Here is a 16,262-nt window from a genome sequence, read left to right on the forward strand (position 1 = left end):
TGACAGCCCGTTAAGCATCTTTTTTGTAAAAAATTTAATTTATGAGGACGTTATGAAAAAGATAGTAATAGTTGGTGGTGGTGCAGGTGGTCTAGAGTTAGCTACAAAATTAGGTAACAAATTAGGTCGCAAAGAAAAAGCACATATCACTTTACTTGATAAAAACAGCACCCATTTATGGAAACCTTTACTGCATGAAGTCGCTGCAGGATCGTTAGATGATGGTATCGATGCAGTGAGTTACCGTGCTCATGCTACGAATCATGCTTTCCACTTTAAACTAGGTGCAATGCGCAACCTAGATCGTGTTAATAAAACAATTACTATTGACCCTTTATATGATGCTGAAGGTTGCATGATTTTGCCTGAAAGCCATCTTCACTACGATATTCTAGTGATGGCTCTAGGAAGTGTTAGTAACGACTTTAATACCAAAGGTGTTGGCGAGCATTGTATCTTCTTAGACAGCCCGCAACAGGCGAAAAAATTCCATCACCGTATGTTGAATAAATACTTGCAACTTGGTGTTAAGGAAACAAACTCAGTTAATGTTTCTATCATTGGAGCTGGTGCAACAGGTGTTGAACTATCTGCTGAGTTATATAATTCACTTAAGCAAGTTTCTAGTTATGGTTTCTCACATATTAAAAGTGCAGACTTACGTGTTAGCTTAATTGAAGCGGGTGACCGTATACTGCCTGCTTTACCAAAACGTATCTCTGCGTCTGCACATCAAGAGCTAGTCAAGTTAGGTGTTGATGTTCGTACTAATACTATGGTGACTGAAGCAAACGAAGAAGGTCTATTAACTAAGTCTGGTGAATTGATTAAAGCTGACTTAATCGTTTGGGCTGCAGGTATTAAAGCCCCAGATTATTTAAAAGACTTAGCAGGCTTAGAAACTAATCGTATTAATCAGTTGATCGTTAAACCAACATTACAAACTACACTTGATGATGACATTTATGCGATTGGTGATTGTGCAAGTTGTGCGTTACCTGATGGTGGTTTTGTACCTCCTCGTGCTCAATCTGCGCATCAAATGGCCACACAAGTTGGTAAGAACATTATTGCAACTTTAAATGGTAAAGAGTTAAGCGATTACAAATATACTGATTACGGTTCATTAGTCTCTTTAAGTAACTACAGCACGGTAGGTAGCTTAATGGGTAACTTGATGAAAGGGTCGATGATGATTGAAGGGCGTTTAGCGAAAGTAGTTTACGTTTCTTTATACCGTATGCATCAGGTTGCTTTACACGGTTATATCCGTACTGGATTAATGACAGTAGTAGAAAAAATTAATCGCGTATTACGTCCGCGTTTAAAATTACACTAATTCACTTAGTTGGTTAGTTAAGTACTGAAAATGCCTCACTTGTTGAGGCATTTTTGTATGCATCATATTAATGGGATTGTTGATAACAACGACACTAATTAATAGAGATATTTTATTTTTAAAAATAATTTATTTCTTGGTCACTTCTCCGGTTACTGATTAACCAAGTTACGCTTAAAGTGGCCCTATGTGCGCCTTAAATTATGTGATTTTTGCTACGTAAAATGTAATCTAATTGGTATTAAAACTGTCCTTCAAGTGTTTACTCTTAAACACGTAAATCGTTGCCCAGCACACCATCACTAATTGAATTGATGCTGACAGTGAATATTGAAAATGCTCTATATTCAAGTAGTACAGTTGTAATCCAAAGTCTGCCAGTAAACTGGCCACGATAAAATAATAGCAAATTGGCCAACTTTTAATTGCCCAGTGCTTTTGCGCATGGCGACGCCCGGATATTAAAAATACAATGATTGGTAATAGCCCAATGATCAACCCAGTGTAAAAATGAAATTTTTCAGGATAAAAAAGCATCAGTAATTTATCACCGGTTTGTTGTGATGCCAGTGAAATAATTAGTAACATCCAAGTACGTGATAGAAACAAAAGAAGGTAAAGAAAAATAGGAGGGGATTTCAAATCGCCAGCTTCAGTATAATGCTGAAGTGCATATAAACGTGTTTTCATTGAGTTACTCGTTTTAAAATTGTATTTAGTTTATTCGGTATTAGAAATAAAAATGCCATTTTACATGCTTCATATTAAGAATATTAACAGTTGCAATCGCTCAATGGCATAATGAATATTTTGACTAGCTACTGATACATTTTATTCAACATAGCATTGGGTACAGTATACAAAACGACTTTGTGGATCATTAATCCTAGCAATAAAATTGCTCTGCTTTTCAATTGTTTCAAAAATGCTGAATATAGCAGGTTGTGTGATTAACCCGCTTGGTAAAAACTGAATCGTTTTCGTAAATAACTGATTAAAGAAAACTTGTTTAGAAGATAATCTTGGCTCAATAGAGATTACATCAAAATCTTCAATATTCGCTAATTCAGCAGCTTTTAGCACAGCTGAATGCAGATCACCTAACTCATCTACTAATCCATTATTTAAACCGTCTGCACCAGTCCATACACGACCTTGGGCAACCTTATCTACTTCTTCTATAGTCATGCCACGACCTTCTGCTACTATTTGTAAGAAATTAGCGTAACCATTCTCTATACCCATTTGGAATATTTCTGCTAATTCAGGGGTTAATGCTTGAGTCACACCAATATTAGACAAGGGGTTTGTAGCTACGCCATCTTGTTGTATGCCAATTTTATCGAGTGATTTATCAAAGGTAGCAAACATACCGAAGATGCCAATTGAGCCTGTGAGAGTGGTTGGTGAAGCAATAATTTGGTCTGCTGCTGAGGCAATCCAATAGCCACCAGATGCGGTGACAGCGCCCATTGAAACGACAACTTTCTTACCCGCGTCTTTCAATGCTAATACTTGTTGTCTGATGTTCTCTGAGGCAAAGGCACTACCACCAGGTGTATCAAGACGAATTACTACGGCTTTGATTCGAGGATTATTTTTTGCCTCTCTTAATAGAGTATTAAAGCTTTTATCAGCAATCGATGTTCCATCATTAACACCTGAAATGATTTCACCTGTGCCATGAATAACGGCAATTTGTGAGTCCGCACCTGTGTATTGATATAATAAAGGTAAAGTCGCCTGATAAGCACGGTAATCAATCATGTTCGGCAAGTCATTACTTTCTTGTTGCGCATCTTCTGATAACTCATTGATGAATTGGTCGTGGAAGGCTAACTGGTCAACTAATCCCATTGATAATGCGTATTGGCTAGTATCTCCACTCACTGCTTTTAGGTTTTCTTTGACCTGCTGCAATGTTGGGTTAATTGATTCCGCAGTTAGTTTTGGATTGTCTTTACGTTGTGTTAACACACGGTCAATATAGGTTTGCCATAATTGATTTAACCAATGTTGGTTTGCTGTTTTACTGTATTCAGACATGCGTGTTTCAGTGAAGGGTTCAACAAATGATTTATAAGTACCAACTTTAAAGATATGTGGCGTTACTAATAGTTTGTCCAGTAAGTTTTTAAAGTATAAACGATTGACCGCGTAACCTTGCAGCAATACAAAACCATTGGGTGGTAAGGTAATTTTATCTGCATAAGAAGCTAAATAATATTGAGATTGAGAGTAATTATCTGCATATGCGTACACCGGCTTACCTGAATCTTTAAAGTGATTAATGGATGCGCCAATATCAGTTAATTGATTTAGATTTGCAGACTGTAATCCTGTTAATTCGAGCACCAACCCTGTTATTTTTGGATCATCCTCTGCAAACTGAATTGCTTTAATTATCTCTTGTGCCTCAAACTCTTGCGGTGCCTCATTATCCATACCTGAAAGTTGTTTTGATATTTCTTGAGAGAGGTTCATTGGTCGTTTCTTTTCGACAATGAAACCATTTAAATCGAGTCGTAGGTAAGAGTTGTCAGCTACTTCTACCTCCATTTCATCGGTATCGTAGGAAGCTACTATGAATAGCACTATCATAATAAAAATGACATTGAGTAAAACTAAGCGTATTGCGTTAATAAATTTAAAACTGTTGACCAGTATTGATTTAATGAGTCGAAATAAGAAGGCCATAAAATTTCCTTGTCAGAGAGGGGTATTATGCTAATCACACTAATGAACTAATCTATTTTACTTGTTAAAATAACTTCTTTTTGGCGCATTCCCCGATAGATTATTATCGGAGTTAATCTTTGAAAGGCTTAAATTACGCCTTAAATTAAGTCATTTTTTTTACGCAAAATTTAGTTCACTTATTGAATGTAATTGGTAATACAAAATTTAAGCAAAAAAAAAGCACTGATTACAAACATAATCAGTGCTTTCTAAGGAATAATCAATCTTTAAGTTTAAAAGCTTGATGTATCAACAAATAGGCCAACTTTAAGATCTTCAGCGGTGTAAATAACTTTACCGTCAACTTCCACAACACCATCAGCAATACCCATTACTAATTTACGCATGATTAAACGCTTCATCGTGATGCGGTAAGTTACTTTCTTAGCTGTTGGTAATACTTGGCCAGTAAATTTAACATTACCTACACCTAGTGCACGACCTTTACCAGGACCACCGCTCCAACCTAGGAAGAAGCCAACTAATTGCCACATTGCATCTAGACCTAGACAACCAGGCATTACAGGGTCATTAGGGAAATGACATTCGAAGAACCATAATGCTTTGTCGATATCTAGCTCAGCGATTAATTCGCCTTTACCATGTTCGCCACCATCTTCTGTAATAGAGATGATACGATCTAACATTAACATATTGTCTACTGGTAATTGACAATTGCCTTCACCAAATAGCTCACCTTGACCACATTTGATTAATTCTTCTTTATTGTAAGAGTTTTTACCCAACTCTTTTTGGGATACGGTTTTAGTCATAATCACTTTTCTTAAGATAATTGATAAGGTGAGGCATTAAAATGCATATAATTAACACCACGAAATAATGAGCGCCATACTTTATATGAGGCGCTATGAACAATCAAGAATAATAAAAACCTTGTCGTTTGTTTTAACTATCCTAATGAAAGATAGAATGTTTTAGCCTAGAAAACAAGCTAGACGATGATTCTTCCATCTCTTCCTTGTTCGCTAACTCAATTCTGCAATTAATTACTTTAATTACATCTTCAAACTGTTTGTTTAACAATAAAGGAAAAGCTTGATGGCAGTGTGCAATTGCATGAATCAGTATTTTTCCTTGCTCAATTAAGCGTAATGTTTGATCGTTTAAGGTTAAGTTAATGATATTTGCCTTAGGCATCACAATCGTCACTGAATCGGTTATTAAACCTAATTCAAATAAACGAGAAACAGATTCAATTTTTTGATTGATACCGCCAATTGGTAACACGTTGCCATGTTGATCTAATGAACCTGTCACGAATACATTCTGCTTAACCGGAAACTTAGCGTAACAAGAGCTAACAGCTAACAAGATGGCTAAGGAAGCACTATCACCATCACTTTCTTGATATGATTGTTCGAATACAAGATTACAAGAGTAGGGGAACGCATTAATATGGCTAAAAAAGTGATTTAGATAGCCTTGAACAATATGCGTGCTCTTAGCGTGAATGTTACCTGCTAATTCGACTTTTCGTTCTACATCAATAATTTCACCGTCGCCAATCATATCACTGGCTGAAATCCTAAATATCTCTCCAAATTCGCAAGGATACCCCAACAATTCAACGACAGATAAACCATTAATTTGGCCAATTTTTTCGCCGCTTAATTGTAAGTTAACTTGGCCTTCTAGAAGAGATTGTTCACTGTATTTACGGGCTAAAGACTGTGCTTCATTTATCTCTTGAAAATAGTCTGTTAGATCTGTTTTGGTAATTTTTTTATCGCTACAAAACAAGTTAGCATAACGTATTGTTTGTTGAATAAACTCAGGGTCAAACAATAGCTGTTGTTGATGCTGACACTCCACTGCCAAGGCTTTAAAAAGTGTGTTTAATGTTTCGTTATCAAGTGGTTCAATTGCTAGTTGTTGAGTTACTTGATGGCAATAATTGATGATGGTATCAGCTGCATTTTGTGTTGCAGGTACCTGACTTGCTAATTCACAGAATAACGATGAAATTTGCGTATACTCAGGGTCTATCTGGATCAATTCTTCTAATTGCAAACGTGTCGCTACTAAAATTAATTTGATATTTACTGGTTGTGATTGCAGGTCGGGTAAGACTTGTTTTATTTTTTCAGCATTAACTGCATCGCTGGCTAGTAGATAACCACGCTGTAATACTGATTTAAGTTTAAACCATAAACTAGGCTCAACTAATACGGGGCTAATATTTAACACTAGCGCACCATTATTTAGTTTAGTTAATAAACCTTCTGATAGTGTGAGATCATCATTACCAGTAAGAGATAATCGACCAAACAAACTTTCTTGATTATAACTTAACAAATAATCAGCAGGTAAATCACTAGGGATGACTTCCTTCAATACTTGTTGAGCATTTAACCAGTAGCGACTATTTACCAATAATAAAGGTGTCGGCAGCTTAAGATATTTGGATACAATAGCCGTTGCGTTTGGAAATAATTGAGAAAATGAGAGTCCCTTAGATGGCGAATATTGCTTTATATACTCGCTAAAATCAGTACTACATTGTGATACTGACAAAGGTAAAGTTTTCTCAAGTTCATTATGTTTGGTGCTAGAGGCATTATCTAAAGTTACAGGGGAAATATTATCGGTCAAAATCTCAGCTCTAGTTAAGTAAAAGGAAGGCAATTTAGCATATACCTTCCTATAAAGTTAACAATAAATTATCTTTTATAACTTATATCCCTTAACTTTTTGCTGTTGGTATTTTAATTCGCAAGCTGAACAGCGTTGCTGAGTAGGGCATTCAAATAGTTCTTCGGCAGATAGCTCTATTTCACAATCTGAGCATAACCCGTATAAACCAAGTTCAATACCCTGTAGTGCAGCATCAATGCTCTTTATTTGCATTTTATAAATATTAAGAGAGTGGCTTTCACTATGCACTAAACTTTCAATTAACAAATCAGCATTCATTGCATCAACTTTGTTAACAAGCTCATTCAAGTAAGGTTTGGAAGAGACTGCAAGGCGAGTTTTTACCTTTTCTTTCACTTGTGAAAATTCAGCAAGTAAATGCGTTTTTAATTGTTGTTGTTGTTCTGAAGTGATGGATTGCATAACTGATGCCTCATTATTATGATGATATTTTATAATAATGAGGATGTGATTAAAGTTATTGATTTATATCAAAATTATATACGTTAATAATTATCAAGCAAATGTTTACAGGGTTACCATTTTTGTTTGTCGGCAAATAATCTTTCTAGGTCTTTCTTTTTACTATCTTCTTTTTTGTTCTGTTGTTGATTATCCATAGCAGCATTTTGCTCACTGGTTAAATAAGAAGAAACTTCAATTTTTACATTTTCTAATAATGCTTGTTTATTCTCTAAATCATTATCTTTGTGTGGAATATTACTTAAGATCTTGAGAATCTTGTCGGTCATTTGTCTTGCTGTATTATATTGTTTTTGATTTTTTGCATCATTAATACGTTTAATACTGATTTCGATATTAATTTTTAACTGCATCATTTCTAGCTGTTGGTTCTCAGAAACAAATAGGTCTGTATTAATTTTTTGTTTTGCATGCTCAGATCGCAACACTGCACGTATTTTTTTAGTCGCTTGTACCAATGCTAAGGCATCTTTATCATTCGGCGGTACTTGTAAACTGCTTGGTGATGGTGCGACATAATTTTCTTTGATTTGTTTTATTTGCGCTTCAGTATCAGCAAAGTGTTCTCTGTAGCTGGCAGTGGTTGGCGATATATTAATCATGATATATAAGGCATTACGAATTCTATTTTTTAGAATTAATAATAACGCTTTACTGAACGGAATTTTAGTTGAAAACAACAACAATTCGTCAACTTCTGTAATAGTGGCGTGCTGTTTGGAAACCGAGATACGTCGCTCTGTTTCCGCTTTTTGTTTGTATTGTTGAATGATGTTATAACCGATCATAACAATCAATAATAAACCGACTAAAGATATAATTAATGGATACAAGTTAGATGCTCTTTTATATGATTAAAGTAAAGCAGGGTATCTTAAACTGACCATGCCATTAAAAAATTAAGGTAATCGTAAAGTGAATATACTGCCACTTTGTTCAGGTTTATTGGTCAAAGTAATATTCCCAGACAGAGCTTTAAGCTTATGGGCTGCAGCGATTTTTTTAGCAAATAGTAAACCCAATCCACTTCGCCCTTTATTTGCATTAAATGATGCAAACTCATCATCATTCACATTCAACATATAATGCGGGTATCCTTCGCCATCATCTTCTATTTCAAATATTAAATAGGGATCTTGATGATGGGCTGAAATAATGACTTCACTTTTTGCATGACGTAATGCATTAATTAAAATATCACTTAATAAATAACTGATTAAGTCAACATCATAATAGCCGTATAGGTTATTTTCAACTTTAACACTTAACTTGATATGATGACTGTTTAAATATAAGCGATTGCGCTCCAATACATCTGTTAATAATTCATTTACTGAATTTTCTTCAATTAATACAGGTAACTGTTTTCGCTCATCCCTATATAGAGCCAACAATTGCATCAAGGTACTGTTGATACGTGATGTTTGATAATGTAAGTTAGATACTGATTTATGTTGCAGACTCGTCAAATTGTCTGCTAGATCTAAATCTTCAATCGATTGCAACACCATTGCCAGTGAGTTTTTCATATCGTGTATGCTAGTAGCTAATATAGTACTGAAATCAAGTTGATCACTATTTTTCATTATTTCTCCATCAGCGTAAATGCTATGTACCTCATTCTAACTATAAAAATGCGAAGGTGTTAGCATTGCTTTTATTTGCTCGCCTTTTAGAAAATAGTTGAATATTTATTGTTTTGTATCATTTTAAGAGCGATTTAGACACTTTGATTACTTTTATACAGGTATAGTGCTATGTGTTAAAAGTATGACTTTGTAAATTTTAGAAGTCTGATAGAATAAAATGGAATAAGCATTAACCTAAACATAAGCTGATAACATTATGAAATTGCAACAATTACGTTACATTGTCGAAGTACTCAATCATAACCTAAATGTATCTGCCACCGCTGAGAACCTTTTTACTTCTCAGCCTGGTATCAGTAAACAGGTTAGAATGCTGGAAGATGAACTAGGGATTCAAATTTTTGAACGTAGCGGTAAACACTTAACTAAAGTGACGCCTGCAGGGCAGGAAATAATACGTTATTCAACTGAGATTTTAGGTAAAGTTGAAAGTATTAAAGCGGTAGCCAACCAATACACTATGCCAGATCAAGGTAAGTTAAATATTGCTACGACTCATACGCAAGCTCGCTACGCTTTACCTGAAGTGATTAATGGTTTTATTAAACGCTACCCGAAAGTGTCTTTACATATGCACCAAGGTACGCCAACGCAAATAAGTGAATCCGTTGTAAAAGGGAAAACAGACTTTGCAATTGCTACCGAAGCTTTACATTTGTATCAAGACTTGATCATGTTGCCGTGTTATCACTGGAATCGTTCGGTAATTGTGCCTAAAGACCATCCTTTAGCGAAAATTGAAAAACTGTCAATCGATGATATTGCTGAACACCCAATTGTAACTTATATCTTTGGTTTTACTGGTCGATCTGAATTAGATGAAGCTTTTAACGCTGCTGGTTACAAACCTAATGTAGTGTTTACTGCAACCGATGCAGATGTGATTAAAACTTATGTTCGTCTTGGCTTAGGTGTGGGTGTTATTGCAACAATGGCTATTAATGAAGATGATGATTTTTGTGTGTTAGATGCCAGTCATATCTTTAAGTCTAGTTTAACCAGTATTGGGTTTAGAAAGGGCTCTTTCTTACGTGATTATATGTATGATTTTATGGTTCGTTTTGCCCCACATTTAACTCGTCCTTTGGTGGAAAAAGCAATACAACTTAAATACACCGCGGAAGTGAATAAACTGTTTGAAGATATAGAATTACCGACCAGGTAAGGTTAGAACAACAATATTACATTCTGTCACAAAAGACATTAAACAAAAAACCAACTTTTACAGTTGGTTTTTTATTGTCTGAATGCTTGCTATTACTTTTTGTAAATTATTGATTCAATGAAGCCAAGAGAGGTAATATTTTACTGACTTTATCAAAACACTCTTTGTATTCACTCTGAGCATTCGAATCCGCTACAATGCCTCCGCCTGCCCAACAATAAATTTTTTGCTGATGACATACTAAGGTACGAATCGTAATACTGCTGTCCATATCCCCGTTACCATTAATATATGCGATACTGCCACAGTAGATTTGACGTTGAAATTTTTCTAATTCACATATCACTTCCATGGAGCGGATTTTAGGAGCTCCAGTGATAGAACCTCCCGGGAAACAGGCCCTGAGTAAATCTTCCGTAGTATATTGCTCTGCTAATTTACCTGTTACTGTGCTGACTAAGTGATGTACTGCTGGGAAACTTTCTATATCAAATAATTTAGGAACAGCAACGCTGCCAGCTTCACTTACACGACCTATATCGTTACGCAATAGATCCACAATCATTAAGTTTTCAGCTTGATCTTTTTCTGAGTTGATTAGCTTTTGCTTGTTGGCTAAATCTTCAGCTTGGCTCAAGCTTCTAGGCATAGTACCTTTAATCGGTTTTGTTTGGATAATTTGATTTTTTAATAATAAAAAACGCTCAGGAGAAACTGAAATAATGGTTTGATCGGGTAATACAAAGAAAGCGGCAAAGGGCGGTTTATTATCTTGCAATAATGCTTGGTACGCTTGATATTCACTGCCTACATAAGGTGCCTGGAAACGTTGTGCTAAATTGACTTGGTAACAATCACCACTAAGTATATATTCTTGAACTTGATTGAATGCCGCTTGATACTGCTCTTCAGAGGTGTTCGCTTGCCACGCTTCTGTTAATTTGAAATCAAATTCGGTGGTAGACTGCTTAATAAGTAAATTACTTAACCATTGAAAACGTGTCTCCCATAATATATCAAGCTGTTCAGTTCGGTTTTTACTGCGATGCTGCATTAAATAAAATTGGTCATCGTGTACATTGTGCAAAATTGCCCAGTCATAAAAACCACAGTGGAATGCCCCTATGTCTAGACCTGTATTTTTTGATGTTTTATGTAAAGATTCAAATAACTCACCCATTTCATAACTATATGCTGCAATTGCGCCACCATGGAAAGGAAAGTCATTATCAGTTTCTGCATGGAAAAATGCTTGTCGGATAGCTGTTTGCGCAGTTAAGGGGTCTTTTCCCATGTCCTTATAACTATTTAATAAACAGTCATGGAATAATGTCCCATCAGTTGATTCTGTTAATGTCGCGATAGGATCACTGGTGAAAATAGACCAGTTGCTGTCAACATGATCAACACTGCTTGATTCTAAAAATACAGTCCATTGTGCAGCGGATAGCTCGGACTTAATGATATTGATTATCTTTACGGGAAAAGATAGCGGTTTTATTACGGTATTATCTGATATATAAGTCATTTTTTCGTATTTAGGCAACATTTTTTTAACAAAAAATTAGGCGGTTGAGGCCAATAATATTACCATTGTTTTTATAAACTGTTTACTAATTACTGGGAGCGACTGATGACAGTCATTAAAGAGCTTGATTTCATTAATAGTGTAAAAAATTCATTACAATTCATTTCTTATTATCATCCACTAGATTTTATCCAAGCGATGGATAAAGCTTATCAAGCAGAGCAGAATCCTGCTGCTAAAGATGCCATAGCACAAATTCTTATTAATTCTCGTATGTCAGCAGAAGGGAAGCGCCCAATTTGTCAGGATACTGGCATCGTAACTGTATTTGTAAAAATTGGTATGAAAGTTACTTTCGATACAGAATTAACGGTTCAAGAGCTTGTTGATGAAGGGGTTCGTCAAGCTTACAACGACCAGACAAATCCTTTACGTGCGTCGATTGTTGCTGACCCAGCTGGGGCTCGTAAGAACACTAAAGACAATACACCTTCTGTTGTACATGTTGAAATGGTTAAAGGTAATAAAGTTGAAGTGATGGTCGCTGCAAAAGGCGGTGGCTCTGAAAACAAATCTAAAATGGCCATGTTAAATCCGTCAGACTCTATTGAAGATTGGATTGAAAAAACATTACCAACAATGGGGGCAGGTTGGTGTCCACCGGGTATGCTTGGAATAGGTATTGGAGGAACGACAGAAAAAGCTGCAGTAATGGCAAAAGAATCGCTAATGGAACCTGTAGATATTTTTGAATTACAAGAAAAAGCAAAATCCGACCCAGACTCGTTAAATACTGATGAAAAACTTCGTTTAGAGATTTACAAGCGTGTCAATAATTTAGGTATCGGGGCACAAGGGCTAGGTGGTTTAACAACTGTCTTAGACATTAAAATTAAAAGTTGCCCAACTCATGCTGCGTCTAAACCTGTTGTGATGATTCCAAACTGTGCAGCTACACGTCATGCTCACTTTACTTTAGATGGCTCAGGTGAAGCTTATCTGACACCGCCATCGTTAGACCAATGGCCAGAAATAACACGGGAAGTCGGTGAGAATGTTAAACGTGTTAACGTCAACAATATAACCAAAGCTGATATGAGTGATTGGAAAAGCGGTGATACTTTATTGTTAACGGGGAAAATTTTAACAGGCCGTGATGCAGCACATAAACGTATTAATGAATTAATCACTAGTGGTAAAGGCTTACCTGAAGGCGTTGACTTTAAAGGGCGCTTTATTTACTACGTTGGACCTGTTGATGCTGTACGTGATGAGGTAGTAGGGCCTGCTGGACCAACTACTGCTACACGTATGGATAAATTCACTGATTTTATGTTAGAGGAAACTGGCTTATTAGGCATGATTGGTAAGTCTGAGCGTGGCCAAAAAACAGTTGATTCGATTGCTAAACATAATTCAGTGTATTTGATGGCCGTCGGTGGTGCTGCATATCTTGTTGCTAAAGCAATTAAAAAATCGCGTGTTGTTGCATTTGCTGATTTAGGAATGGAAGCAATTTACGAATTTGATGTTGAAGACATGCCTGTAACTGTTGCTGTTGATAGTCAAGGAAATAACGTTCATGAGCAAGGTCCTGCGATTTGGAAGGCTAAAATTGCTGAAATAGACAGCAAAATGTCACAATAGTTATTAAATTGATTGCTTGATGAAGTAAGGATGGTATAAAAGCAATCAAATTAACTATTTTTCAATATCAACAAAGGAATAAGTATGTTTGAACAAGTGAGTATGGCACCTGCAGATCCTATCTTAGGCTTAACAGATGCATTCAAAAAAGATAGTCGTGAAGATAAAATCAACCTAGGTGTTGGTATTTACAAAAATGAGATGGGTCAAACACCTATTTTAGCGACTGTTAAAGAAGCTGAAAAACGTTTACTTGCTGAAGAAACTACCAAAAGCTACCTGACCATTGAAGGTATTGCTGCTTACGGTGAAGCTGTTCAAACATTATTATTCGGCAAAAATGCTGAAATCATTACGTCAAAACGTGCTCGTACAGCGCAAGTACCTGGTGGTACTGGTGCATTACGTACAGGTGCAGACTTTGCTGTGCAGAAATTAGGTATCAAGAAAATTTGGGTGAGCAATCCAACTTGGGCTAACCACGGTAATGTTTTCAAAACATCAGGTCTTGAAGTAGTGACTTACGATTACTACAATGCTGAAACTAAAGATCTTGATTTTGATGCGATGATTGCCTCACTTCAATCTGTTGAAACCGGCGATATGGTCTTATTCCACGGTTGTTGTCATAACCCAACGGGTATTGATCCTACTCCTGAACAATGGGAAATTTTAGCGAAACTAGTTGCTGAATTAGGTGCGATACCATTCTTTGATTTCGCATATCAAGGTTTTGGTAATGGTGTTGAAGAAGATGCTCAAGGTTTACGAGTATTTGCTGAATACAACAAAGAGTTATTAATTGCCAATTCATTCTCTAAAAACTTTGGTTTATACAATGAACGTGTTGGTGGTATTACTTTGGTAGCTGAAGATAGCGACATCGCTGATGCAGCATTTAGCCAAATTAAAGCGGGTATTCGTTCTAACTACTCTAACCCACCATCACATGGTGCTGCGATTGTAACAACTATTCTTAATGATGCAGTTTTATATGAGCAATGGGTTCAAGAAGTTGCTGATATGCGTAACCGTATTCAAGAGATGCGTGATCTGTTTGTAGCTACATTGAAAGAGAAAGGTGTTGAAGGTGACTTTAGCTTTATTAGTCGTCAATTAGGTATGTTCTCATTCTCTGGTTTAACGGTTGATCAAGTAAATCGCTTAAAAGAAGAGTATGCTGTTTATATCGTAGGCTCTGGACGTATTTCTGTAGCTGGTATGACTAAAAACAACATGCAACCTTTGTGTGATGCATTAGCTAAAGTTATTTAATATCTAATTAAATAGTTGAATTTTTAAACCTTAATGAGTAATCATTAAGGTTTAATTATATTTATTACATTAACTTTAATAAACTGTTTAAGGTTAATTTAATTGATATATAACCGAGTCTATATCTAACTTTGTATTGTATTTATTAATGGTTTACTGTGACCATAGTGTAACGTAAAACAATATGAACTGAGACTGGTAACACATGATAGAGAGCTATGAGTAAAAAAATTAATCAAAGTCTTTCATTTTTAACAAAATTGAAAAAACTGCCTGTTACTGCAAGTGATATTAAATGTTTGCTAACGACAGAAGCATTTAAAACTGAATTATTTGCACAAATCAATAACGCAACTCAGCGTATCTATATTGCTGCTTTATATCTTGAAGCTGACCAAGCTGGTGAAGAAGTCTTAGCGGCTTTATACCAAGCGAAACAAAACCATCCTAATTTAGATATTACCGTGTGCATCGATTTTCATCGGGCTCAACGTGGTTTGATCGGTGCTGCAAAAGGAGGGGATACCAATACTACTTGGTATCAGAAAATGGCAGAGATAAATGGCCAGGGTGTTAAGATTGTTGGTTTGCCAGTAAAACGTAAAGAATTGTTTGGAGTTCAGCACTTAAAAGGCTTTATTTTCGATGATTTAGTTTTTTATAGCGGTGCAAGTATTAACAACATCTATTTACATCAACAAGAGCGTTATCGTTTTGATCGTTACTGGCTGATTAAAGATAAAGCGCTAGCGGATACTATGGTGGATTACTTGAAACAGGTGATCGTAAATAGTGAGGCAGTGGTTCAACTAAATTCTCCCTATGTTCCACGCTTTAATGAACTGAAAAAAGAACACAAAAACTTAAGCAGGAATTTAAAGTTATCAGGTTATCATTTTGATCCTGAAACAACTGATTGTGTTGCTATTAGACCGCTTACTGGAATAGGCACTAAGAAAAATTTATTAAATAAAGTCATTCGCGCTATTTTCCATTCTACCGAGCAGGAATTAATCCTGTTCACTCCTTACTTTAATTTGCCGACGGCATTGTCTCGCGATATTTCTTCATTACTAAAACGTAAAGTCAAAATAACTATTGTAGTAGGGGACAAAACGGCCAACGACTTTTATATTCCTGAAGATAAACCATTTAAAACCATTGCGGCTTTACCATATTTATATGAAGTTAATTTGCGTAACTTTGCTAAAAAACATCACACGTCTATTTTACAAGGCAATCTCAAGATACATTTGTGGAAACATGACTCCAATAGTTTTCACCTAAAAGGTATTTACTCCGACCAGCGTTTTTCTTTATTAACTGGGCATAATTTAAATCCTAGAGCGTGGCGTTTGGACCTTGAAAATGGTTTGCTGATTGATGACCCTAAAAAACAGTTGAGTGAACAGATACATACGGAATTAGATAATATACTGGTTCACACTCGTTTAATTGAGAGTTACCAAGATATTGATGATATGGCTACTTATCCAGACAAAGTTAAACAGCTTATTTCTCGACTGAAACGTGTTAAAGCAGATCGAATAATTAAAGGTATTATTTAGCCTGGCTATTCAGCGAATCATGACAGCTTATCATTTTTCAAAAGATGAGCTACAGTGATCGATAGATACACCGAATACTTGGATTAAGTATTCGGGATATTTCAATCTAATTACACTCCATTATATTATTTTGTTTGTAATTCCTCATAACAGTCTATCCTCGCTTCACAAGAGATCTAGGTTATTGTTCAAATAGATTGTTTTTTATCTTTAT

13 protein-coding genes are annotated in these 16,262 nt (G+C 35.8%); 5 read left to right on the forward strand and 8 right to left on the reverse strand.

The window, feature by feature from the left end:
• Positions 1–52 precede the first annotated feature (52 nt).
• Positions 53–1,339, forward strand: a complete 1,287-nt coding sequence (locus OW492_RS01870; RefSeq protein ID WP_290038053.1) for an NAD(P)/FAD-dependent oxidoreductase — start codon at positions 53–55, stop codon at positions 1,337–1,339.
• A 231-nt stretch (positions 1,340–1,570) separates the two neighbouring features.
• On the opposite strand, the gene OW492_RS01875 is transcribed toward OW492_RS01870, so the two are convergent.
• From OW492_RS01875 to OW492_RS01905, 7 genes are all read right to left on the reverse strand, one after another.
• A complete protein-coding gene (locus tag OW492_RS01875; protein WP_290038054.1) occupies positions 1,571–2,029 on the reverse strand; it encodes a DUF2919 domain-containing protein in 459 nt (152 codons plus the stop codon).
• A gap of 141 nt (positions 2,030–2,170) precedes the next feature.
• Positions 2,171–4,036, reverse strand: a complete 1,866-nt coding sequence (sppA, locus tag OW492_RS01880) for a signal peptide peptidase SppA (RefSeq protein WP_290038055.1) — start codon at positions 4,034–4,036, stop codon at positions 2,171–2,173.
• Positions 4,037–4,311: 275 nt separating this feature from the next.
• The gene (fabA, locus tag OW492_RS01885) at positions 4,312–4,851 is read right to left on the reverse strand and encodes a bifunctional 3-hydroxydecanoyl-ACP dehydratase/trans-2-decenoyl-ACP isomerase (protein WP_113818206.1); all 540 of its coding nucleotides are present in this window, start codon (positions 4,849–4,851) and stop codon (positions 4,312–4,314) included.
• 142 nt (positions 4,852–4,993) lie between these two features.
• Positions 4,994–6,691 carry an AAA family ATPase gene (locus tag OW492_RS01890; protein ID WP_290038056.1) on the reverse strand — a complete coding sequence of 566 codons (1,698 nt, stop codon included), beginning with the start codon at positions 6,689–6,691 and terminating at the stop codon, positions 4,994–4,996.
• 75 nt (positions 6,692–6,766) lie between these two features.
• Positions 6,767–7,156 (reverse strand): hypothetical protein, encoded by a 390-nt coding sequence (locus OW492_RS01895; protein WP_290038057.1) that lies wholly within the window; start codon positions 7,154–7,156, stop codon positions 6,767–6,769.
• Positions 7,157–7,269: 113 nt separating this feature from the next.
• On the reverse strand, positions 7,270–8,049 hold the full coding sequence (locus OW492_RS01900; RefSeq protein ID WP_290038058.1) for a DNA repair ATPase: 780 nt from the start codon (positions 8,047–8,049) through the stop codon (positions 7,270–7,272).
• A gap of 66 nt (positions 8,050–8,115) precedes the next feature.
• Positions 8,116–8,802, reverse strand: a complete 687-nt coding sequence (locus OW492_RS01905; protein WP_290038059.1) for a HAMP domain-containing sensor histidine kinase — start codon at positions 8,800–8,802, stop codon at positions 8,116–8,118.
• Positions 8,803–9,061: 259 nt separating this feature from the next.
• Between OW492_RS01905 and cysB the strand changes: the two genes are divergently transcribed.
• Positions 9,062–10,030 (forward strand): HTH-type transcriptional regulator CysB, encoded by a 969-nt coding sequence (gene cysB, locus OW492_RS01910; RefSeq protein WP_290038060.1) that lies wholly within the window; start codon positions 9,062–9,064, stop codon positions 10,028–10,030.
• Positions 10,031–10,136: 106 nt separating this feature from the next.
• On the opposite strand, the gene pabB is transcribed toward cysB, so the two are convergent.
• Positions 10,137–11,558 carry an aminodeoxychorismate synthase component I gene (gene pabB, locus OW492_RS01915; RefSeq protein WP_290038061.1) on the reverse strand — a complete coding sequence of 474 codons (1,422 nt, stop codon included), beginning with the start codon at positions 11,556–11,558 and terminating at the stop codon, positions 10,137–10,139.
• Between the two features lie 105 nt (positions 11,559–11,663).
• Here pabB and OW492_RS01920 point away from each other — a divergent pair, with 105 nt between their 5' ends.
• From OW492_RS01920 to pssA, 3 genes are all read left to right on the forward strand, one after another.
• Positions 11,664–13,205, forward strand: a complete 1,542-nt coding sequence (locus OW492_RS01920) for a fumarate hydratase (RefSeq protein ID WP_290038062.1) — start codon at positions 11,664–11,666, stop codon at positions 13,203–13,205.
• Between the two features lie 84 nt (positions 13,206–13,289).
• Positions 13,290–14,480 carry an amino acid aminotransferase gene (locus OW492_RS01925; protein WP_290038063.1) on the forward strand — a complete coding sequence of 397 codons (1,191 nt, stop codon included), beginning with the start codon at positions 13,290–13,292 and terminating at the stop codon, positions 14,478–14,480.
• Between the two features lie 218 nt (positions 14,481–14,698).
• On the forward strand, positions 14,699–16,048 hold the full coding sequence (gene pssA / locus OW492_RS01930) for a CDP-diacylglycerol--serine O-phosphatidyltransferase (protein ID WP_290038064.1): 1,350 nt from the start codon (positions 14,699–14,701) through the stop codon (positions 16,046–16,048).
• Positions 16,049–16,262: the final 214 nt, after the last annotated feature.

This window comes from Psychromonas sp. 14N.309.X.WAT.B.A12, assembly GCF_030397575.1.
Lineage (GTDB): Bacteria > Pseudomonadota > Gammaproteobacteria > Enterobacterales > Psychromonadaceae > Psychromonas.